At 60.7% G+C, this 23,072-nt stretch carries 14 protein-coding genes; 8 read left to right on the top strand and 6 right to left on the bottom strand.

Going from position 1 to position 23,072, the window contains the following annotated elements; all coding sequences use genetic code 11:
- Positions 1-283: biotin/lipoyl-containing protein (locus HNH97_RS12505; RefSeq protein ID WP_338085471.1), on the top strand; the 283-nt coding region annotated here is incomplete at its 5' end.
- A gap of 120 nt (positions 284-403) precedes the next feature.
- Entirely contained in the window at positions 404-1,861 is a 1,458-nt protein-coding gene (locus tag HNH97_RS12500; RefSeq protein ID WP_244949431.1) for an aspartate ammonia-lyase, read from the top strand.
- A gap of 4 nt (positions 1,862-1,865) precedes the next feature.
- Here the strand turns inward: HNH97_RS12500 and HNH97_RS12495 are convergent, their stop codons facing one another.
- A complete protein-coding gene (locus HNH97_RS12495; RefSeq protein ID WP_171791109.1) occupies positions 1,866-2,804 on the bottom strand; it encodes a LysR substrate-binding domain-containing protein in 939 nt (312 codons plus the stop codon).
- A gap of 371 nt (positions 2,805-3,175) precedes the next feature.
- Here HNH97_RS12495 and HNH97_RS12490 point away from each other — a divergent pair, with 371 nt between their 5' ends.
- The 4 genes from HNH97_RS12490 to HNH97_RS12475 all read left to right on the top strand — a co-directional run bounded on the left by HNH97_RS12490 (position 3,176) and on the right by HNH97_RS12475 (position 8,548).
- On the top strand, positions 3,176-5,656 hold the full coding sequence (locus HNH97_RS12490) for a TonB-dependent receptor plug domain-containing protein (RefSeq protein WP_171791108.1): 2,481 nt from the start codon (positions 3,176-3,178) through the stop codon (positions 5,654-5,656).
- Positions 5,657-6,081: 425 nt separating this feature from the next.
- Positions 6,082-7,191, top strand: a complete 1,110-nt coding sequence (locus HNH97_RS12485) for an acyl-CoA dehydrogenase family protein (RefSeq protein WP_171791107.1) — start codon at positions 6,082-6,084, stop codon at positions 7,189-7,191.
- A complete protein-coding gene (locus tag HNH97_RS12480; RefSeq protein ID WP_171791106.1) occupies positions 7,188-7,916 on the top strand; it encodes a PIG-L deacetylase family protein in 729 nt (242 codons plus the stop codon). Before HNH97_RS12485 ends, HNH97_RS12480 begins: the two co-directional genes overlap by 4 nt.
- Positions 7,913-8,548, top strand: a complete 636-nt coding sequence (locus tag HNH97_RS12475; protein WP_171791105.1) for a class I SAM-dependent methyltransferase — start codon at positions 7,913-7,915, stop codon at positions 8,546-8,548. The genes HNH97_RS12480 and HNH97_RS12475 overlap by 4 nt, the downstream gene beginning before the upstream one ends.
- Here the strand turns inward: HNH97_RS12475 and HNH97_RS12470 are convergent.
- Together HNH97_RS12470 and HNH97_RS12465 are read right to left on the bottom strand one after the other, a co-directional pair.
- Complete coding sequence (locus tag HNH97_RS12470; RefSeq protein WP_171791104.1) at positions 8,525-9,619, bottom strand: glycosyltransferase; 1,095 nt, start codon at positions 9,617-9,619, stop codon at positions 8,525-8,527. The two genes, HNH97_RS12475 and HNH97_RS12470, sit on opposite strands and share 24 nt — an antisense overlap.
- A 178-nt stretch (positions 9,620-9,797) precedes the next feature.
- Positions 9,798-11,102: a metal-dependent hydrolase family protein gene (locus HNH97_RS12465; protein WP_244949427.1), complete on the bottom strand. Its 1,305-nt coding sequence runs from the start codon at positions 11,100-11,102 to the stop codon at positions 9,798-9,800.
- 30 nt (positions 11,103-11,132) lie between these two features.
- Between HNH97_RS12465 and HNH97_RS12460 the strand changes: the two genes are divergently transcribed.
- A complete protein-coding gene (locus tag HNH97_RS12460; RefSeq protein ID WP_171791103.1) occupies positions 11,133-13,337 on the top strand; it encodes a penicillin acylase family protein in 2,205 nt (734 codons plus the stop codon).
- Here the strand turns inward: HNH97_RS12460 and tmpT are convergent.
- A complete protein-coding gene (gene tmpT, locus HNH97_RS12455; protein WP_216657650.1) occupies positions 13,319-14,005 on the bottom strand; it encodes a thiopurine S-methyltransferase in 687 nt (228 codons plus the stop codon). The genes HNH97_RS12460 and tmpT overlap by 19 nt on opposite strands.
- A 115-nt stretch (positions 14,006-14,120) precedes the next feature.
- On the opposite strand from tmpT, the gene HNH97_RS12450 reads away from it, so the two are divergent.
- On the top strand, positions 14,121-14,939 hold the full coding sequence (locus HNH97_RS12450) for a dienelactone hydrolase family protein (protein ID WP_171791102.1): 819 nt from the start codon (positions 14,121-14,123) through the stop codon (positions 14,937-14,939).
- Positions 14,940-15,162: 223 nt separating this feature from the next.
- On the opposite strand, the gene HNH97_RS12445 is transcribed toward HNH97_RS12450, so the two are convergent.
- Together HNH97_RS12445 and HNH97_RS12440 are read right to left on the bottom strand one after the other, a co-directional pair.
- On the bottom strand, positions 15,163-20,643 hold the full coding sequence (locus tag HNH97_RS12445) for a DUF4062 domain-containing protein (protein WP_171791101.1): 5,481 nt from the start codon (positions 20,641-20,643) through the stop codon (positions 15,163-15,165).
- A gap of 5 nt (positions 20,644-20,648) precedes the next feature.
- Positions 20,649-22,667 carry a hypothetical protein gene (locus HNH97_RS12440; protein WP_171791100.1) on the bottom strand — a complete coding sequence of 673 codons (2,019 nt, stop codon included), beginning with the start codon at positions 22,665-22,667 and terminating at the stop codon, positions 20,649-20,651.
- Between the last annotated feature and the right edge of the window lie 405 nt (positions 22,668-23,072).

Here is a 23,072-nt window from a genome sequence, read left to right as displayed (position 1 = left end):
TCCCGCCCCTGTCGCCGCCCCGCCGCCTGATGGCGGGGCAGGGACGGTGGCGGCCACGGCCCCGTATTTCGGCCATCTGTGCCTGACCCATCCATTGCGCGATGCGCCTTTCGCCCCGGTAGGGACAAAGGTGGCGCAGGGGGATGTCATCGCACTGCTGACGCTGGAGACCCTGCAGCTTTCCGTCGTCGCGCCGGTGACGGGCACGGTGACGGAGGTCCTGGCGCAACCCGGCGTACTGCTGGGGTATGGCGCGACGATCATGCACATCCGCCCCGACTGACAGAAACGGATCGGGGCCTGCCGCCTGCGCGGTTTCGTGCAGGCCCGATGACATTCTTCCTGATGTGGATGGACCGAAATGACCGATATGCCCCTTCCGGCAAAAGATGCCACGGCCTGCATGCCCGCAGCAAAGTCTGGCCCCACGGGACAGAAGGCGGAACAGCCCGGCAGCCGTGTCGAGCGCGACCTGCTGGGTGAGGTCACCATTCCCCCCGGTGCCCTGTGGGGTGTGCATACATGGCGCGCGGTCGAGAATTTTCCCATCAGCGGCACGACGGTCGGTGCGTTCGGGGAACTGGTGCAAGGACTGGTCCGGGTCAAGCAGGCAGCAGCAGGGGCGAACCTCGCGCTGGGCTATCTGGACCCGGTGCGTGCCGGGGCCATTGATGCCGCATGTCGGCGCATATTGGAAAATCCGTCCTATCATCAGCAGTTTGTCGTGGATGCCATGCAGGGGGGCGCTGGCACATCCACGAACATGAACGCCAACGAGGTCATTGCCAACGTCGCCCTCGGGCTGCTGGGGGAAAAGCCGGGCACATATTCGGTGCTGCATCCCAACGACCATGTCAACATGGCGCAGTCCACCAACGATGTCTATCCGACTGCCCTGAGGCTGGGCCTGCTGCTGGCGGTTGACCCGCTGGTGGCGGCGCTGGAGGGACTGCATGCGGCACTTGATGAAAAGGCGCGGGCGTTCGGGGCGATCCTGAAGGTCGGCCGCACGCAGTTGCGCGATGCCGTGCCCATGACGGTGGGGCAGGAATTCGGGGCGTTCCGCACGATGATCGCCACGGAAATCAGAAGCATAAGGGAACATGCCACCGCCTTTGAGCAGGTCAATCTGGGTGGCACGGCCATCGGGACGGGACTGAATACCGATCCGCGTTATGCGCACACTGCCGTGGCGGAACTGCGTGCCCTGACGGGGCGGCCCATGACCGGTGCGCCGGACCTGATCGAGGCAACATCGGATGTGGGGGCCTTTGTCCTGTTTTCCGGCGTGCTCAAGCGCCTGGCGCTGAAACTGTCGAAGATGTCGAGTGACCTGCGCCTGCTGTCGAGTGGGCCGAGGACCGGGCTGGGCGAAATTGCGCTGCCTGCGGTGCAGGCCGGGTCCTCCATCATGCCGGGCAAGGTCAATCCGGTCATCCCCGAGGCCGTCAATCAGGTTGCCTATCTGGTTGCCGGGCATGACCTGACCATCACCATGTGCGCCGATGGGGGGCAGTTGCAGCTCAACCCGTTCGAACCGATGATCGGCTACTGCCTGTTCACGTCCATCAGGATATTGCGGGCGGCCATCGAAACCCTGACAACGCGCTGCATCAATGGCATTTCGGTGGACCGGGCGCGGTGCCAGTACCTGTCTGACATCAATATCGGGGTCATCACGGCGCTGGTGCCGGTGCTGGGGTATGACACCTGCTCGACCATTGCGCGGCGTGCGCTGTCGGAAAACTGCAGGGTGACGGACCTGATCGTGGAGGAACGGCTGCTCAGTGCCGAACAGCTTGCGGTCCTGCTGCAACCTGATGCGCTGACCAGCCCCAATGTCGGACGGCAGCCTGCCTGATCCGTCAGCCGAATGGCTGGGTGCCGGGCCAGTTATGCGCGGCCGCCATGGCCTGCGCCAGTTCGATCAGCAGTTCGCGCACCGCGACGGAGGCCTCCGTTTCCGGGATGATTTCAGGAATGCACAGCGAGACGTCTTCCTGAATGACCGGGTTGCGCAGCGGATAGATGCGCGACCTGCCCGGCACGACAATCCGGCTGGCGACGGACCATGGCAGGATGGTGCTGCCTATGCCTTCTTCTATCGCGCCCTGTAGGGTGATCAGCGCCTCGATTTCCGCGACGATGCACGGTTCAAGCTGCCTGCGCATGAAGGCCATGTCCACGCTCTTGCGGACAAAATTATGCTTGGGTGGCAGCAGCAGGGGTATGTCGGCAATATCGGCCAGTTGCACGGCGCCGGATTCATCCTGCGGGAATTCCAGTCCGTCAGGGGCAAGCAGGAAGAATTCCTCCTTCATCATGGGCGTGAAAATGACGCCCTTGATCGGCCCCGCGCCATGGATGACCGCCATGTCCAGCCGCCCGGTCATGATCAGTTCGCTGTAGATGTCATCAAAGCTTTCGGTCAGGTGCAGCGTGATGTTGGGCAGGTGTTCACGCACGCGCTGCAGCAGCTTGACCGACAGCGTGGAGCCCGCGCTGTAGGGGGACAGCCCGACCGAAACCTTGCCAACCAGCGGGCCGACGCCACGGCTGATTTCCACCATGGCCCGGTCGAACTGCTTGGTCAGTGTCTGGGCATGCCTGTACAGTTCCTGTCCGGCCGTGGTGGGCGTCACGCCGCTCTTGCTGCGGATGACGAGTTTCTGCCTGAAGGCGTTTTCAAGTGTCGCCAGTTGCTGGCTCAATGCGGGCTGGGCGATATTGAGCAGGTCAGCAGCACGGGAAATGCTGCCAAGGTCGATGATTTTAACAAAAGCCTGCAGTCGTCGTATATCCAACTGGAACTCCATAAATGTTATGGGCGTGTGGCTTTATTGTATTGATAATAAGGATATTTTCGGAATTGTCAATCTGTTGCCGCCCTGGGGCGGATGTTTTCGGGGGCGGGTATTTTCCGGGCGGCCCCTGGCGTTTTTGCCACGGCCTGGGTGTGAAATAGGGGGCATGATACTTGCGGGAGTGGGCAAAAAACGCGACACTTTCAAAATATGTAGCATTTTCAATTGTATAATTCATTGTTGATAAGTAAGAATCCGCCTTGTTCCCCAACATATCAATAATCCATATGACGCCAAATCATAACGGATGCGCATCATAACCCTGCACATGTTCGTTGCGAAACGTCGGGTCGAGTTGCAGGGGAATTCAGATGGCACGCCTATCAAAGCGGAAGTTATATCTGGTGGCTGGGGTTGCGTTCGGTACGTTCGTGCCGGCTATGGGAGACGCCGCGACGGCAACTGTCTCATCCCCTGAAAAACATTACAAGGTCGATACGCGCAAGAAGGCAGCCAGCCCGGCCCATGTCGCACCCACGTCGGTGCATGCCTCCGCGCAACCGGAAGTGATCCATGTGGGGGGACATTCGACCAATTCCGTCTTCTCGCCCGCCACGGCCCAGCACAGCACCACGCAGGTGACGGTCGTAACCGGCGCCGAACTGCTCAAGACCGGTCAGACCAACGTGCTGTCCGCCCTGGCGCAGGCCAATCCCGCCATCACCACCGCGGCCCTGCCCGGTGGTGGCGCGAGTTCGTTTGTCCAGACCATGCAGTTGCGTGGGCAGTCCCCTGACGACACGCTGATCCTGGTCAATGGCCACCGCCGCCATATCGGTGCGAACTTCAATTCGAACTCGGGCACCAACTGGGGCAGTGAACCGGCCGACATCTCGCTCATTCCCATTACGGCGATCGACCATATCGAAGTCATCACCGAAGGGGCTTCGGCGCTGTATGGTCAGGACGCCATCGCGGGTGCCGTCAATATCGTGCTCAAGCGCGATACGCACGGGGGCACCGTCAATTTCAAGAACAGCGGTTATTACGCGGGCGATGGCCAGGGACTTGACGGTTCGGCCAACTATGCGATGGCGCTGGGGAACCGGGGCGGCTACCTCGACCTTGCGGCCCAGGTCACGCACCAGTTGCCGACGACCCGGGGTGGCGACTTCTACGGCACCATGTTTGCCGATCCCACCCGCAACGCCACGGCGGACCGTGACGTGCAGCGCGGGCTTGGCCTGCCCAAAAGCACGCTTGAGACCCTGAGCGAAAACATGTCCATTCCCGTGGCGCACGGGTTCAGTTTCTACAGCACGTCCACCTTCTCCCACCGCCGCGCGAATGTGCCGGAAACATTCCGCGCCAATTCGGGTTCGGACATATGGGTCAATCCGACGCTTTATCCCAATGGTGATCAGCCCTACATCACCATGGACCAGTACGATTTCGAAACGGATAACGGAATTCGTGCGCGTAAATTCGGGTTTGCGTGGGATGCCTATGTCACGTACGGGCGTGACCAGCAGAAATACGGCACCAAGGATTCCGAAAACGCCACGACGTCGGGCGGCGAATATGTCTATGACCCGACCCAGACGTCCTTTTATGATGGCCAGTCGATTTCCTCCGAACTGACGGCAGGGCTGAAGGCGTCACGTTCGTTCCACACCGGCCTGCTGCCCCGGGACATCAACCTGAAATTTGGCGCGGAATACCGTCACGACACCTTCCAGATGACCGAGGGCGAGACCGCGTCATGGGGCGGGCAGGGGGCGACCGACCATCCGGGCAACGTGCCCATGGCGGTCACGAACCAGAACCGCGACGTGTATGAAGGTTTCATCAACCTTGATTTCTACCTGACGAAGAAATGGGAATGGACACTGGGCGGTCGTGTTGACAGTTATAACAACCTGGCCACTGTCGCGACCGGGTCCGTTGGCACGCGTTACAATTTCAACAAGCGCTGGGCCATCCGGGCGAATGTCAATTCCGGATACCGTCCGCCAACGCTGGGCGAGATGTCCTATTTCTACTCGGCGCCCTATCCCGGCTATACCGTGGACCAGGTGCCGGCCAACAGTGCGATTGCCAAATATCTTGGCGCAGGCAGCATGAAGGGCGAATATTCGCGCAGCTATACGATCGGGCTGGATGCGACGCCGGTGGATAATTTCCACATCACCGGCAACCTGTATTACATCGCGATCAATGACCGTCTGGGCAGCACGCAGTCCTATACAGTCAATCAGAATGACACCGTGCTGAAGGGACTGCTGGACGCGGCCAATATTTCAAGCGCGACGTCGCTGTCATATTACGCCAATCTCTATAACACCCAGACGTTTGGCGGGGACCTGAGTGCCGATTATACCCTGCATACGAACAGGTTTGGTAAATTCCGCTTTGCCATGGGCATCAACTTCTCCGATAACGAGATCCGTTCCGCCCGCAACAATCTGGTGAATGAATATACCAAGGAAATGGTGCTGCATTCCGCGCCGAAAAACCGTGAACAGATCAGCGTAAACTGGCAGTACAAGAAGTGGTCGGTCTTCCTGCAGGAAATGCGTTACGGTTCCATCACCTACATGGCTGCGCCCACGGGTGCCGGTGCCGTGCCATTTGAACAGAATCCGGCGTTCATCACCAATCTGGAGGTCGATTATAAGCCCATACCGCGCTGGACGATCGGGGTTGGCGCCAACAACCTTGGCAATAAATACCCGACCCGTATTTCAAGTGCGATTGCCAATTCGCAGCAGGGACTTGCGAAATATGCGTCCTACTCGCCCTATGGGTTCAATGGCGGACTGTATTACGTCAAGACATCACTTGATTTTTAAGGAATATGCAGGAATTTTCCGGTCATGGCGTGCGGTGGTGAGCAGGCCGGAAAAGGAAGCATGACCGATACGGATGATTCCCCTGATATTTTGGGAATCGACTTACCACGCATGATGATTTCAAAAACATAACTGATAAGATAATAAAAACTTTTGGGTGCCGCCTTTTCTCTGAAAAGGCGGCATTCTTTTTTTGGAGAAATTTCATCCCCAGATCCTTCCTGATGACAGGATATGCCTGCCCCTGGGTCATCATGCGACCCTGAAGACCTGACGTGCGCCCACGTTCAACGGCCGCACAGTTCATTGCAGGCCGGAGGGGAACCAAATCCACATGGGCGCTGTTTCTTCAGGACAGGTGAGGGAGACATGTTCGCACCTGCCTGTTGATCGCGGATTTTCCCGAAAAAGAGAGCAGTCCAGCCATGACGTTTCCCTTTGATGCCCTGTCGGCCTGTTGCGCGGATCTTGAGGCGGAGGCAAGCGCCAATGACCCGCAGGCTGCATTCCCGGCCGAAGGGATCGCCCGACTGCGAAAACTTGGCGTCCTGTCGGTAACGCTTCCTGAAACACTGGGGGGGCGGGGATCAGGCACCGGACATCGGGGCGGCATGGAACTGTTGCAACTGCTGCAACTGGTGGGACAGGGAAGCCTGGCGCTTGGCCGTATCGTGGAGGGGCATATCAACGCCATCCGCCTGATTGCATGTTACGGCACCGCGGACCAACTGGCCCGTGCCGCCATGGATGTGCATGATGGCGCCCTGTTTGGCGTATGGGTCACGGATGGGGCGTCACCGCTGCGCATGGAACATTCGGATGGGGGCATCCGGTTGCAGGGGGAGAAACTCTTTGCCTCGGGCGTGCACCATGTCACCCGCGCCCTTGTGACTGCCCGCACGCGGGCCGATACGACGTACATGCTGCTGGTTCCACTGGATGGGACGCGCACGGTGTCCCCCGCTTTTGGTGGCCTTGCGGGTATGCGTGGCGCGGGGACAGGGCGATGTGATTTCAGTGCGACGCGATTGCCGCCAGATGCGATGATCGGGCAGGAGGGGGACTATCTGCGCCAGCCCGAATTCTCCGCGGGTGCATGGCGTGGCATGGCCGTGGCGCTGGGCGGGATCGCGCGGTTGACCTCCCTGTTGCGCCTGCAGTTGGTCGAACGGGGCCGCGCGGAAAGCCCCGCCCAGCAGGCGCGCATCGGCAGGGCGCTGATTGCGGCGGAAAGTGCGTATCTGTGGACGCGGAAAGCCGCGCTGACTGCCGCCGTTCAGGACCGGTATGACGTGGACGAGGTCGCCGCCACCGTCAACCTGGCGCGCATCGCGGTGGAACGGGCCGGTCTGGATGTGCTCGAACTGGTGCAGCGCGGGCTGGGGCTGTCGGCGTTTACCCGCGCCAACGTGGTTGAACGCCTGGTCCGCGACCTTGCCACCTACCTGCGCCAGCCTGCGCCGGATGAAACCCTGTGCGAAGCTGCGGCATGGTTCACCCATCACGACCTGCCCCGGCCGGAGGACATGTCATGAAGGCCGCTGTCCTGCATGACACCTTGCGCGGTCTGCCCGTGGCGCCGTTATCGGCGATCGTGCCGGGGACGGCGCTGATCCTCGCCCCGCATGCCGATGATGAGAGCCTTGGCTGCGGTGGACTGATTGCCGCGTGCTGTGCGGCAGGCCGTCCGCCGCTTGTGGTGATCCTGAGTGATGGCGTGGGATCGCATCCCCATTCCCCGTCATGGCCGGCACCGCGCCTGCGGGCGCAGCGGCAGCACGAGGCGCTGCGTGCTGTATCCTGCCTCGGCCTCGCGGCGGAGCGTCTGCTCTTCCTCGACCTGCCCGACACGGCAGTGCCGCATGCCGGGCCGGTTTTCGAGCGGAGCGTGCGACAGCTTGCGCATCTGTGCAGGGACCATGGCTGTGGCATCGTGCTGGCCCCGTGGCGGGGCGACCCGCATTGCGATCACGAAGCGGCGTGGAAGATGGCCGTTGCGTTGCAGGCGCGCTGCGGGGTCGGGCTTCTGGCCTATCCCGTATGGGGCTGGCTGCTCGCGGCGGAGGCTGAGGTGGAACATGAATGGCCCGTGGGGATGCGTCTGGACATCGCGCCCTATCATAGGGCGAAGGCCCGTGCCGTCAGCATGCATGAAAGCCAGTATGGCAACCTGATTACCGATGACCCCACCGGCTTCAGCCTGCCGGCGGCATTGCTGGCGGCGCTGGTCACGGATTTCGAGGTTTTCATCAGGCCATGACGGGTGCAAGCTGGCCCCGCGCCGTGTTTGAGCGGATGTACGAACACCATCCCGACCCATGGGGGTTTGGAACGCGGGCGTATGAACGCGACAAATACCGCCAGACGCTGGCCCTGCTGGAAGGGCGGCATTTCCATCACGCACTGGAACTTGGCTGTTCCATCGGGGTCATGACGGCCCGCCTTGCGCGGCAGTGTACGCATGTCCTTGCGGTGGACGTGGCGGAAACAGCCATCAGACGCGCCCGGCGTCGCTGTGCCGGATTGCCGGGGGTGTCGTTTTACAGGGGGCAACTTCCCGAAGCGTTTCCTGCCCTGCCGCCACATGCGTGTGATCTGATCGTGATTTCGGAACTGCTGTATTTTCTTGCCGCGCGGGATATCGCCCGCCTTGCGATGCAGTGCCTGCATGTGCGGCGGCCGGGCGCGCCGATCATCCTGGTCAACTGGACCGGTCCGACCGACACGCCCTGCCATGGTGACGAAGCGGCGGCTCATTTCATGAAACAGTGCGCCACCGAAGGCGTGCGGGTGGTGCATGCCCGGCGTTATCCCGGCTATCGTCTGGATATGCTCAATGACAGGCCATCGGCGCGGCAGGTGGAACCGTCACACGCAGGTGGCGGATCGTGATGCATGGAGTTGGCGCAGGATCTGTTCGGCCTGCCATGCATGCAGGTCCAGTTCGGCGCGCCTGACGGGCCTGCGTTCCAGTGTCGGGCTGGCGGCTTCCAACTGGCTCCATGCCATGCCGAAAAACCGCTCCTCCATGACTTCGAGGACGCGGGACAGCGGCAGGCCCAACTGATGGGCCAGGGAGCGGGCTGTTTCATGATGCTGCCTGCCCGGCTGGGGGAGTGCGCGCACCCGGCGCAGGGTGGTGCGTGCCTGCGCCCGAAGCAGGCATGTCCCGGCGGGTTCAAGGCTTTCATCCAGCATCTCGTCCTGCCGGATCAGGCGACGGGCCATCGTGTCGGCCATGCCGCCACGTGCCCGCCCGACAGTACGGCCGGAGACGCGCACCGTGACATCGGGCGCATGCCGGATGGCGGCGTCCCCCTGTCGTAGCGCCGCGAGGAAGCCGCGATCTTCGCCCAGCGGCAGGGGCGGGATGCCCCCCGCCTGCCGCCATGCCCCGACACGCACGGCAATGCTGGCGCCGGAATGTTCCGTATGACGCGGCCACGGATCATGCGGGTCGGGATCGATCAGGTCATGGATACGGTCCAGCATCGTGGCATAGGCCACTTCCGCGCGGTCGTCTTCATGCAGGGCGTGCGGGATCAGCAGGGCTTCCGCCGGGTCGATCAGCGCACGTCCACACACCGCATCGGCCCCGGCATCCAGTGCCGCGACGTTGCGCGCCAGCCAGTCCGGCGCGACGACCCCATCGGCATCGGTCGTCAGCAGGATGCCATCCGGGCCAGACATCGTGCCGGCAATTTCCATGGCTTCGCGCCGTGCGGTTCCCGCATGGGCGATCGGCAATGGATAGGTCCGCTCGATCAGGGAGAGGGAAAAGGGCAGATGCGGGCTTATGGCCCGTATCCTGTCGGCGGTGGTGTCGGTGCAGTTGTTCAGCAGCACGACGGCATGCGTCAGGCCGGCGCCCTGTTGTGTGGCAAGGGCATGCAGGCAGTGGCCGATACGCTCTGCCTCATTACGCACGGGAATGGCAGCGACAAGGGAACGGGCAGGCGGCATGGAACACCCGTTGAAAGGGGATCGGTCAACGCCGGGCCTGCCGCCATGGTTTCATGAAGCAAAGGGCAAGAAGGAATATCGCACAAATCAGCTAAAGGTTTTTGGTGAAGATTTTTTCAAAAAGCTTCAGGAAACGCTGCCTTTTGAAAAAAGGCAGACCCCGGAAATCCTTTGTCCGTCATTCACCATTGCGCACGACAACGCCCCCCTTGGCAACAAAACGCACGGCATGCAGCGTGGTGATATCGCGGGTCGGATCTCCCGCGACGGCCACCAGATCGGCCAGAAGGCCGGGCCGGATCGCGCCCAGCCGGTCATCGATATGGAAGATCCGCGCATTGCCCGATGTCGCCGCCTGCAGGACCGCGGCGGCCGGCATGCCCGCGGCGGCCATGGCCTCAAGTTCCCGGGCGTTGGTGCCATGGGCAAAGACGCCGACATCGCCCCCGACACACAGCGTCACGCCTGCCTTGCGCGCGGCGGCAAAGCTGGCGCGGCTGGTCTGGACGGCCTGCGGGGCCGGTTCCACGCCGTTCCAGCCGCGATAGCGGGCGATGGCTTCCATGGCCGACAGGGTGGGGCACAGCGCCGTGCCGTGATCGTGCATCAGGCGAAAGACCTCCGGCGTGCCTTCCGATCCATGTTCGACGGTATCAACCCCCGCCAGGACGGCACGGCGCATGCCCTCGGCCGAATGCGCATGGGCGGCGACGATCCGGCCCGCCGAGTGGGCCGCCTCCACCGCCGCGCGCATTTCCTCCATCAGGAAGGTCGGGCGGCTGGGCTCACCCGGTCCCCAATGGTAATCCGCATACAGCTTGACCACATCCGCACCCGCCGCGATCTGCGTACGTGCCGCACGGACCAGGTCGGGACCGTCCGCTTCCTGCGCGCCCTGCGGGATGGCGACGCCGGGTTCAAACCCCTTTGGCCCGTAAGAGCCGGTCGCCACCAGCGCGCGCGTCGCCACCAGCATGCGTGGACCGGGGATGATGCCCTGCTCGATGGCCTGTTTGAGGCCCACATCGGCGTAACCCGCCCCCTCGGTCCCCAGGTCGCGGACCGTGGTGAAGCCTGCCATCAGCGTCGCCTTCGCCGCGACGGTGGCACGCGCGGTCCGCAGCGCCAGCGGTTCATGCAGGACCTGATCGTCCCATTTCGTCTCGTTATAGGGATGGAGGAACAGGTGCGAATGACCCTCGATCAGGCCGGGCAGCAGCGTCATGCCCGGCAGGTCGATCACATGTGCGCCAGCAGGCGCGACCAGCGCGGGGCCGGCAGCCACGATGCGCGTGTCATGGACCAGGACCGCCCAGCCTTCGTGCGGATGGGGATCGACCCCGTCAAAGACCCGCGCGGGGCGGATCAGCAGGTCATCGGCCCATGCCGGAACCGCAAGGAGGCTCAGCAGCGATAGGCCCAGAAAATATCTGGCCAAACGCATCATGGTCTTTCCCATGCGGGCGGTCTGTCGGTCTTGCATGTCGTTGCGCCTGTGGATAGATTTTTGCCGATGATAACCCTGCCTCTTCGTGTTGCAACCTCCCGCATTCTCTTTCTTGGGGCCCTGTTCGCGGGAACCGTCCCCTGCGCGCACGCCGCATCGTCCGATGACGCGGCCCGCCTGCGGCAGGAGGCCGGCAGGGTGACGATCACCCGCGATGACTGGGGCATTGCCCATGTGCGCGGCCATACGGATGCCGACGCCGTTTTCGGTGCCAGCTATGCGCAGGCGGAGGATGATTTCAACCGGGTGGAGACGAATTACCTCGTCTCGCTCGGCCGTCTGGCGGAGGCGGAGGGCGAAAGCGCGCTGTGGCAGGACCTGCGCATGCGGATGTTTGTCGATCCGATGCGCCTGCAGGCGGATTACGCCGCATCCCCGCGATGGCTGAAACGCCTGATGGATGCGTGGGCCGATGGCCTCAACTGGTATCTCCGGACACATCCGCAGGTGAAACCGCGCGCCATTGCCCATTTCGAGCCATGGATGGCGCTCAGCTTTACCGAGGGCAGCATCGGTGGCGACGTGGAACGCATCTCGCTCTCGCAGCTTCAGGCGTTCTATGAAAAACGTCCCGTCGCGCCGAGCGCGGAAGAGCGTGGCGCGAAACCGCGGGAGCCGAAGGGGTCGAACGGGATCGCGATCGCGCCCTCCCACACGGCGGACGGGCATGCGCTGCTGCTGATCAACCCGCATACCAGCTTCTTTTTCCGCTCCGAACTGCAGATGACCAGCGATCAGGGGCTTGATGCCTATGGCGCGGTCACATGGGGACAGTTCTTCATCTATCAGGGGTTCAATCCCCATGCCGGGTGGATGCATACGTCAAGCGGCGTCGATGTGGTCGATGAGTTCGCGGAGACGATCACCCGGTGCGGCAGCCAGACCTGTTACCGTTATGGGGGCAGGGATATTCCGGTGGAAACCCGCACGGTCACGCTGCGGGTGCGCACGCCATCAGGGACACTGGCGGAGCGCGAATTCAGCGTCAACGCAACCCGCCATGGACCGATCGTCCGGGCGGACGGGGATAAATGGGTCAGCACCGCCCTGATGTGGAAGCCCATTCCCGCGCTGGAACAGTCGTTCCTGCGCACCAAGGCGAAGGATTACGCGCATTTCCTGAAAGTTTCGGCACTTCAGGCCAATTCGTCGAACAACACCATCTTTGCGGATCGCAAGGGGGAGATCGCCTACCTGCATCCCCAGTTCGTGCCGCGTCGCGATGACCGTTTCGATTACCGCCATCCCGTCGATGGCAGCGACCCGGCGACCGACTGGCATGGGCTGCATGCGCTTTCCGAACTGCCGCAGGTCGTCAACCCGTCAAGTGGCTGGGTCATGAACACCAATGACTGGCCCTGGTCCGCATCAGGTCCCGACAGCCCAAAGCAGGCAGCCTTTCCCCGGTACATGGACATGGTGGGCGAAAACCCGCGTGGCGTTCATGCGACCCGCCTCCTGAGCGAGGGACGGGATTTCACCGCACATTCCCTGATGACGGCGGCCTATGACCCGTGGCTGCCGGAATTTGGCGTAATGGTGCCGCAACTCGTCTCCGCATGGGAACGGCTGCCTGCCGGGTCGCGGCAGAAAGCACGGCTGGCGGGGCCGGTGGCGCTGCTGCGGAACTGGGATGACCGGTGGTCGGCGCAGTCCACGGCAACGTCATTGGCGGTGTTCTGGGGGGATGGGCTGCTGGAACGGGTGCGTCCGCTGGCGAAGGCGGAGGGCGGGTCGCTCTATGATTACCTGAGCACACGGGTCAGCGACGGGGAAAGGCTGGACCGGCTGGATGCCGCAGTGAACCGTCTGGTACACGATTTCGGAAGCTGGCAGGTCCCGTGGGGGAACATCAACCGGTTCCAGCGGATCAATGGCGACCTGACCCAGTCCTTCAGCGATGCGAAACCAAGCCTTCCCGTCCCGTTCACGTCCGCCATATGGGGATCGCTCGCCTCGTTCGGGGCGAAGCGCTATCCGGGGACGAAACGCTATTACGGCACAAGCGGCAACAGCTTTGTCGCCGTGGTGGAGTTCGGCAGGAAGATCCATGCCTGGGCGGTCTCCACCGGGGGGGAGAGCAGCGATCCGGCCTCCCGCCATTTCACCGACCAAGCCCAGCGATATAGTGATGGAAACCTGCGCGAGGTCTATTTCTACCCCGAGCAGTTGCAGGGCCATGTCGAGCGGCGCTACGCGCCCGGCGAATGAGGGAGTGGGTCTGCGTCACGGGGAACAAGTTTCCAGACGGTTTCCGTTGCCGGACAGGCCCCCTTCAGGCCGCCTGGAACGTCGCGCCGTTCCAGGCAGGTCAGCGTAAATTGTTCCTCATAATGCTGCCGTACCTCGGCTTCACCAACGCTGAATGGCGGCCCCGGCCGGCATGGCTGGTCATAATCGAGACAGATCAGCAGTTCGGGGGCCGCGTTCGTGATGGAAACCAGATGCCGGGCATAACGCTGCCTGACGGCGGCGGGCAGGGCGATGAGTGCTGCGCGGTCATAGACCCCGTCAACATGGCCAAGGTCCTGCCGGGTCAGGTCAAAGAAATTGCCGACGAAAATGCACAGGTTCCCGGCGTCGAAACGCTGCAGCGCGCCGAGCGTCGTAATGCGGGGGGACAGGCCAAGTTCGGCAAACAGCCGTTCGACCGCAATGGGGCTCAGTTCAATGCCGCCAACCTGAAATCCCTGTGCCAGCAGCCAGTGGATATCGAGGCTTTTCCCGCACAGGGGGACGAAGATGCGCGCCCCGGCCGGAAAGTGCATCTGCGCGAAATGGCGGAGGAGGAACGCATTGGGCCGCGGTTCATGGAAACCGATTTCATTGCGCTGCCATTTCGCATGCCAGAAGGCATCATTCACAGGATGTTCTTTCATGCGTTCACCCTATACGGCGCAGCCATGGCAGTCACGGGATTGAGAACGGCACAGGCGCGCGGGCGGGGTTATGATGGCGGGGAATGTAGTGCGTTTCGCAGGGGTAATGCCGATCATGCTGTCATCCTTTCTTTCGCGCTGTGCGCTGATACCTGTCCTGTACTGCGCGCTTGCCGGGGGCGGGCAGACTGCGCAGGCGCGGATGGTGGCACGGCCCGTATCGTGGGATTTCGAACATACCCGTTTTGACAGTGTCCTTGTCTATGACGATGCGGTTGCAACAAAGCGGCCCGGCCTGCTGATGGTGCCGGCATGGTTCGGGGTCAATGAAACCGCAATCCACAAGGCGGAACAGATTGCCCGGCAGCGTTATGTCATCCTGCTGACGGACATGTATGGCGCAGGTATCCGGCCGCGTGACACCGCACAGGCGCGTGCCGCCGTATCCCCATTGCTGGCGGATCGGGCGCTGATGCGCCGTCGCGTCGATTTTGCGTTGCAGCAGTTCCGGGCGCAGGCGAAAACCGCGCCACTTGATGCGTCGCGTCTGGCGGCCATCGGGTTCTGTTTCGGCGGTGCCGCTGTCCTCGACCTTGCGCGCAGTGGGGCGGATATCGCGGCGGCGGTTTCGTTCCATGGCAACCTCGGCACGGATAATCCGGCCCTGGCCAAGGATATCCATGCACATGTGCTGGCGATGAATGGCGCGGATGATGCGGCGACTGCGCCCGATTTCGGTCCGTTCATGCAGGAAATGCGGCAAAGCCCCGCCCCGTGGCAGTTCCTGGTCATCGGGCATGCGGTCCATTGCTTTACGGAGACGGAGGCAACCGCCACGACGGGCCAGTGTCGATATGACCCGCAGGCGGCGGCGCAATCCTATGCACTCATGGATCAATGGCTGGTGCGCAGTTTTGAAGGCAGCAGCCCTTAGAGACTGTAGAACATAGTGAAATTTTAAAAGTTTTTGGTGAAGCTTTTTTCAAAAAGCTTCAGGAGATGCCGCCTTTTCAGGTAAAAAGGCGACGCCCGGAAACGTTTATTGTTTTTTTACCCAAAGATTATTTCAAACAAGTCCCCTGACCGTCACTTTACATGGCTGGACATCATCCCTTGCCGGATGGGAAGGGGCCTGCATCTGTTTCGTAAAATCGTGATCATTCCTTATCCCAGCCCTGAGGCAAGCGGAAGCGCCGTATGGTGCGGCCTCGCCGGGAAGAGGGAAGTATGGGAAATTTGAGCACGGGCGTGGGGGGAAGGGGAGGAAGCCTTGCGAAGATCTGTTTGATCTCCGGCGTCATTTCCTTGTGGTCGCCCTGAGATTCCAGTGTTTTCATAAGTTTATGCCCACGCCTGAGCCACTCCTTGTTGGTATCGGGAGCAGATGCGCAGATCGGATCAACAATTTCATGCAGGATCTGCATGAAACGTTCGACGGTGACAAGCGATAGCACGCGAATGAAGGTATCGGTTGTCTTGTCGGATTGCAGATCCAGATACCATCGTGCCTTGATCAGGGGATCAACCTGCTCTGCTGACAGCAGGTGTATCCCGCGCTGCCCGAGGTCGCGGACACGATCCAAATAAAGCAGTGTATCAAGGGCATGTCCGGGAACATCCTGCCACTGTCCCAACTGTGTCAGCAACCGCTTTGTGCTCCATTCCATCAGCGTGGCACGCGCGAAGGGCGGTTCCATGCTTCTGGCGGCACGGTTACGGGCATCCTGCAGTTGCCGCATGGTGGTGTGGTCCGCCTCGGCGCCGCAATATGGCGCCAGTGGTACCGCGCGCCCGCTTCGGTCAACAAACCGCAGTCGGGTACGTGATACCGCGCAGAGTTGCGTCATATGGTTTTCGGGAACCAGTGGAGGGATATCACCACAATACCATAGCGTATCGTCATCATTACGCAGGGCGATATGACCTTCTTTCACCTGTTCGAAACAGGGGCCGGCCCGATGGGGAAGGCCCGTGTCAACCCTGTCGGCAGGATCAGGCGTCTGGCAGGCATCCACCGGCAGTCCGGTCAGCAGGTCATGGCGGGTCTCATCATCATGGAAGTGAAAATATCCATCCCGTGTGACCCTGACCGAAGATGGCAGTATAAGTCCCACTCCCGCCTGCCAGCCCGCCATTTTCGTTTCCTGCGCTTCATCGGACAGGATCAGGACAGGATATCCTTCCATCGGGAAAAACAGGGAGGCAGACAGGTACAGGTCTTCCGCATCCCAATCCAGCAGGTACTGACCCGCCTGTCTGCCATTCCGGTCATAATAGACCAGGGGGGTTAACGTCTGATAGGATGGGTCCGATATCTCCGGACTGGAGACGACCAGCGCGCCTTTCGGCGGTTGATATGCCGACAGGCCCCAGGTCGAGCCCGGACCACAGGTCGTTTCGTCTTTTTCCGCTGTTACCGTAATGCCGGGGGTACCGGATTTGTCCCAGTCGTCCAACTGCAAGACCGTGCTTCGCAACAGGGTCCCCATCTCCATATTCTCGGTGGCAAGCAGCAGCATCCGGTCCGTGTCCAGCCATTGACAGGTATCGAACATGACGGAATGGCTGCTGTCATGATCCTTGTCCAATGTATCAAGTTTCAGGTCATAAAGTATCCCGCTCATGCCAAGGATCAGTATGCCCCCGTCATAGGACTGAAGGGGATCATTATTGTCCTGTGTTCCGTATGCGATGATTTCACGAAGGGGAACATTATATGCCGGCCCCGATGGAAGCTGGCAGATGGACAGGGACTGTATGGTGGCGAAATCTGAATCGGTTCCATACCGGACAACGAATTCATCCCGTCTGCCGTCCTGTGAACGGATGAGGATGGTTTTGTCATACTGGTACGACTGGATCGGAAGCCTGGGCAAGGGGGCGGTATAGGGCGGAAGTATGACCTGGATACTGTCCTCCTGTATCACAAGGATCATGTCACCATTGATGACCTTGACTTTGACGCCGCCCCCCGGTTCGTCCATCTGCATCCACTCTGCTGTCGCCAGACACAGGCCCGGACCTGTTTCGCCCGGACGCCGCAGGACATGGCTCTGCTTGTAGACGTAGTAATAGGCATCATCATCCGGATACCCGGGTGACTGTTCTTCCACGAGGGAAGTACAGACCCACACGGATGCGCCATCAGGAAGCGTGAAGAGACGATACCCTGTATCAGACGGTGATGACCCGGCATTGTCCCGCAGATGGTCACCGCCTGCGGGGCGTGTTACCCGCTTCTTTTTCGGCCGTATGGTCTGGGACGCGGGTTGGGATTCAGGCTTCCGGCCGGGCAGGGTGGAAAAGTAGGCAAAGACCGTTTCCCGTCCCTCTGCGTCACGATGGATGCACGTATCCCCGTCGGCCTCGAAGCTTCCGGCATCCTTTTGGGCTTGCAGGGGGAGTGTGAGCGTTTTGTCAGGTCCGGTCGGTTCAGGCGGACCATAAAGGGAATATGCTCCTTGCGCTTCGACGGCCAGAATCCTGCGTTCGGCGCTGAACAGAAGGCGACGATGCTGGTCCGCGGGCGGAAGGGACAGCACGGTGGTCATCTTCTGTCCCGCCGCATGGTCCTGATCCAGCGAAAGCAGGCAGAGATCAAGGCCGCCTGACAGCTTGATGCCGATCCATGCCTGTTCGATGCCGCGACTGTCACGTTCCATGGCCAGAAGGTAAAAGGCGACGGAAGGAGCATCGGTGGGGGGATAACCGATCGTCACCCGCCCGCGTTCATGCCCGTCGCGTGCATCGAGCAGCATGAAGATGCTGCCATCATACTCATTGTGACGGAGCGTGGGGGAACGGGTGTGAATTCCCCACATAATGACGGCATGTTCCGATCCCGGCCCATATCCCGCCGGGAACTGGGGCCGCATGCAGATGTCCTTTACCCTGCAGTTCGGATCAGCAAGGATGTCCAGCGGCGCACATACGACCCGCAGGGGGGAGGGGGCCTCCGCCATGTGGCGCAACCAGCGGAATGTTTTTCCCTCCCCGCGCAGCCAGTGCATGGCCATGGCATGCAGCGGAGTGTTTTCCCGTTCCGCCAGAAAGACATTCATCAGGCGGGACACCACCATGGAAAACCGCTGCATGATGCCGGTTTCATGCGCGGAGGTGCCATCTTCCATCTTCGGGGTGACGATCAGGCGCTGTATGTAACCGCCCTGCTGGAGCAAGATGTCCAGTAGCGGCGTTATGAACTCCGGCAGGGGAGGGACGGCGCTGGACGACATCTGCTGCAGGCGCCTGAGGTCGTCGATCACTTCCACAAGCAGGCCGGCGGCAATGCGTATGCCCAGTGCGGCCACATCGCCCAGTTGGGCGCAGGCTTTTTCCAGGGCGTCCCGTGGGGTCAGGCACGTCGCCTTCTCTTCGGGAGCAGCGGCGACGTCAAGCAGGAGTGCCGACACCTGCCGCAGTGCCCGCAGGTCGGCCGGGGTGATGTGCCGCCATGCCTGTTCAGGGGCCGTATCCTGCCCGCTCGGGTGAAGCCAGGCATGGGCGACCCTGTCGAACCACAGGGCCAGTGCGCTGCGGCATGTTCCAAGGGAGGGCAGGGACGTGCCGGTTGGTGCGGTAAGCAGGCGTTCGGTGAATTTCTGGTGGAAATACCGGATTGTAATGCCGGACAGGTCCGTCGTGGCCGTTTCGATCAGGAAGGGTTCCAGACGCCCCAGAACGCGTGCGACCAGTACGGGGGGAATCATGTCCGTCCAGATATCCTCCATCTTCCAGTGGGAGGACTTGCTGATACATTCTTTCATGCCGGGAATAAGGCTGATGCTGCCAGCCAGTTCCCGGCGCGACAGGCCAAAACGCGCCAGCGCCAGCATCCTGACAACAGCGGTCGAGACCTCCCTGATGCCGACATGTTCGGCATTTTCCAGCATGGCCTGCACCCATTCCAGCAAGGTCCATGCCTGGCCGCTGGTGCGGGTGCAAAAGACCTGCGTCTCCTCGATCCGGGGATAGGGCGCAAAGGCCAGCGTGGCGGCAATGCGTATGGCAAGGGGTTCGGGCGCATCGCCCAGCAGTTCAAGGAACAGGCTCCGCCTGCCCGGAGGCTGCGTATCATTGAGCCTGCGCGGTATCTTGAGAGTGGCGGTCAGGGCATCGAGCAGGTCCTGCGCCACCGGCGCGTCGGGGTCCGTGGCCGAAAGGCGCAGGACAGGCGTCTCCTGCCTGACGGGCCACCACCCTTCCTCCGGAAGCTTGATCGGCAAGGACCAGTCCGGATCGGCCGGGGTGCCATCTTCGCTGCGGATCCCGACGCACAGCACGAACTGGCGTTTTGTCGCTGTTTCTTTTCCCCTTTCCCTGTTCTTCTCCATTTCCGCGGCTTTGCTCTCGATCGTGCCGCGGAGTCTGGAAAGGCTGTGCGGACCCAGATGCTCAAGCCCGTCAATGACCATCCACAGGGGGGCGGTGTCGGTGCGCGACAGCCAGGTACTTACGTCCTGTTCAAGCCTGTCAAGGCGCAGGCTGTCGGGTGTCGCGCCCACGTAATATTCATGCAGGGCAGGTTCGGGCGTGATCCCCTTCTTCGCCTTGCGCAGCCGTGCCACCAGTGCGGCCATCAGCGTGGTCTTGCCCGCCCCGCCATTGCCGGTCACGATCTGCACGGCGCTTTGTGTCGGGTCCTGCGTGAACAGGGATTCCAGCCTGTCCAGTGTCGGCTGGCGCCCCTGGAAGACGGGCTTGTGGTTCGTCTCGTCCCCCGGGAAAGAATAGAGGGGCAGGCATCTGTTTTCGCCAAAAAACCGGTGGGCATCGGGCAGGCTGACATGTTCATGCAGCAGTTCCTCGACATGCATGCTCAGCCGTTCAAGGACAAACCCGGTATCGAATTTCCAGTACCCCGGTGAAAAATCATCCTGATGGTCACTCCTGCTGAAGTAACGCACCAGTTTATCACGCATGTCGGTGCTGAGCAGTTTTCCCATCTGGCTGTCGGCATCACTGCCGGACTGCGTGCAGAAATCCTCGCGCAGCAGGATGATCGGGTTTTTCACCACCCTCAGCCCCAGCATGACCTCCTGGAATGTGGCGCTGGCACACAGGGCAAGGATACTGTCCCGCTTCCCCGAATGCGACAGTACCCTTATGCTGTAGGCGTCAAACAGTGCCCGCAGGGTCTTTTCGGCCCTTGCCCACGCCGCCTTTTCTTCGGGATCTGTCGTTGTCGGGGCAAGGATACGGACGCTTTCGCCCGGCTCCACCAGGGCGGAGAAGCGGCGGGCGTCATTATTCAGGACCGTGATGTCGGGTTTGTACCAGGTCTCAAGAACCTGTTTTTCGCCAGTGTCATCAGCCAGTTCATAAAGCGCGTCATATAGGTTCTGGCCAAGGATGTTGGGCAGGGGGCGCCAGCCGACGCGGCCGCCCATCAGGCCAAGGAAATTCGGTTTTTCCGTCAGGCGCTGGCAGCGCAGGATTTCATCAAGGCACAGTTCAAGCGTATCCTGGGTCCGGGCATCGGTCTCATTGACGCCCCAGCGCAGGTCGATGACCTCCAGTTCAATCCCCGCATGCGCGAATTTCTTCTCAAGGGCCGGAAAGACCAGTGTATGTAGTAAATGACGTTCTTTCCTGAAGTCCAGAAAGGTGGAGCTTAAGAAAATCCGGAAAACCTGCACTGGACTTATCCTCCAAGCTGGAATTTGATCGGGTGTGCGCGGTGGGCCTGTATCCATGTGCCGTTTTCGGCAAGGGCTTCCTTGCCGAGGGCCGTGGCCAGGTCATTCCAGTCCTGCCACCATATTTTCTGGTCTTCAGCAGTTGCCGGAAGATTGTCCTTCAGGTGTTCCGCCTGCTGTAGCGCGGTATTGAACAGGGCAAGCCCCTGTTCACAGGAATCCCGGGTGTCATCATAGGCACGGGCTTCCTTGAAAAAGAAAAAATACGCAGCCAGCGCCGGCAGGAAACCGATCAATACCGTTGGGGCTTCGCGCAGCCATTCAGGGTCGGTTTCGGGCAACTGCCCGCCATACAGGATCTGAACCACCAGCAGGGAAACCGCCACACAGACAGACCCCGCCAGTGCCCCGACCGCCATGATGTTCACCCATTGCAGGGCACGCTGGTAGGTTTTCTCGGTCTTCTCGAAATATGCGCTCTGGGAGGTGATCCATTGATATAATGGTTCCTTCGTGACGCACGCGGCATCGACCATCTGGATGCCCGTATCCTGCCGTCGCCGCTGGACCAGCAGTGCGGCCCCCACCCCATACAGGGCTGGACCGCGCAGGGCCTGCCTTATCCAGCCCAAGGTTTTTTCCTGATAACGCAGGTAGTTATCTGATACGCCCAGTGACACACCGGATGTTGCCCAGTAGATCTGAACACGAAGGGCCTCTGCAAGGGCGCGATAGTCCTGGTAATTGTCCTGCCAGTTGGAATTCTTGACGACCCGTGCATAAAATGCCCCTGACAGGCCAAGGGTCGTAATGTACCCAAGCAGCCAGAACAGGTTCTTGCCATATTCGCAGTAAATTTCAAAACATGCGGAAGCAATGGGCAGGGTAATCGCAAATACGAACAATGCTCCAAGCGGATACGGCCAGGACCAGAGTTTGGACAAGGGCAGGCCGGGCGCCCATCCCCCCAGAAGTTTCCCCTGACAGCGGAGGGAGAAGACATCGGCGCCGGCATACAGAAGCTTGATCTGGTTCAGCAGGCTGTCAGGAACGTCCTTGCTGGCGGGGACAGACAGATAGCTGATGGACTGCTCACAGCGGCCTATATCCTGCGCCCATGTTTTACGCAGCGTATCGCTGACCTCGACGATCTTGTCGAGATCCTTTGGCAGGACGGCGCGCAGTTTCTCCGCCCCTTGCGCCGTGCGCAGGTCAAATTCCCTGGGGTCGGGCACACCGTAGGATGTGGCCTCAGCCGCGTACCAGATGGCGTGTTCCAGTGGCAGGTCGCACGACGGCGCGCTTTCGCGGGGGGTCACGATATGCAGGACGGGCCCGCTACGGGCGAGTTCCAGACGGGGAAGTCGTTCCGAAAACAGTTCACTGCCTGTAAAAGTAGACACGGGAGTATCGGCATATTCCCCATAAAGCCGCATCGAGACGATGTGGGCCGTTCCCCCCCGTGTCTTGCGCGTATGGTTGACGCGTTTACTTGTCGGGTCCGTATCCTTACCGTTCCATAATGCAATTATGATGTGACACAGACGGCACAGGACGATGCCCATCTGTTCATATTGCAGGATGTCTTCTGCGTCCTCCCTGGCTTTTGTATCGTCCGGTGCAGCCGTAATTCCTTTACTGTCTGTCCGGGGGGGAAGGGTGACCTGCGGAAGTTCAATGATTTCTTCAATGCCGGGCTGGCTCAGGAATTTATCAAAATTATCTTGTGCGAATTGATCTTTCAGTGTGAGCCGGAATTTATCTCGTGCCATGGGAAGCAGCGCGATGACAGGAATCGAACGTTCCAGCGCAAGCTGAACGACAAGCCGATCTGCACCCAGGGCCATGCCGCACACGATCCGTAGATGTGTCTTGTACTTCTTCAGCAGCATATCCAGTGTATGGGCCACCTGCTGGCGGATGGTGTCCTCGGCAGAGGAAGCAATATCTATATGGCCCGCCACACCAACCAGAATAGGCAGATCTGTATTCTTGATAGTTTCAGCAGAAAACGCACTTCCCATATTCGATTTTCCGTCCCGGATAATTATGTGGTTACATGAATACAAAACACAGTATGAATTTATGTATCTGCATGAATGATTTATGGAAAATTGTCATACATGGAAAAATACCGTGTCATATTTTTTGAGATATGTTTACGGTCTATATTTCCTTCCTGCGGGGGATATTGTTCTTTATCGTATCTGCAAAGCAGCCTCGAAAAAAGGTGGCATCCGCTATTTTTAACGATGCGGGGCAAAAAATCGATTGGCCGCCTTCACTTCCTGAACTGGCGCCAAGGAACCCTTTGGGCCGCCAGTCGGCGGTCCTGATCCTTGCGGGGAAGAAAACATGGCGCATGTGACAGACGATCGCGAAGCCCGAGGGAAGCTGGAACCTGCGGGACCCAGCGAATGAGTTTGTGA

It is taken from the genome of Gluconacetobacter entanii, from assembly GCF_013155425.1.
Lineage (GTDB): Bacteria > Pseudomonadota > Alphaproteobacteria > Acetobacterales > Acetobacteraceae > Novacetimonas > Novacetimonas entanii.
Note: the sequence above shows the minus strand (reverse complement) of the source record. Positions and strands in the feature narration are given on the sequence as shown.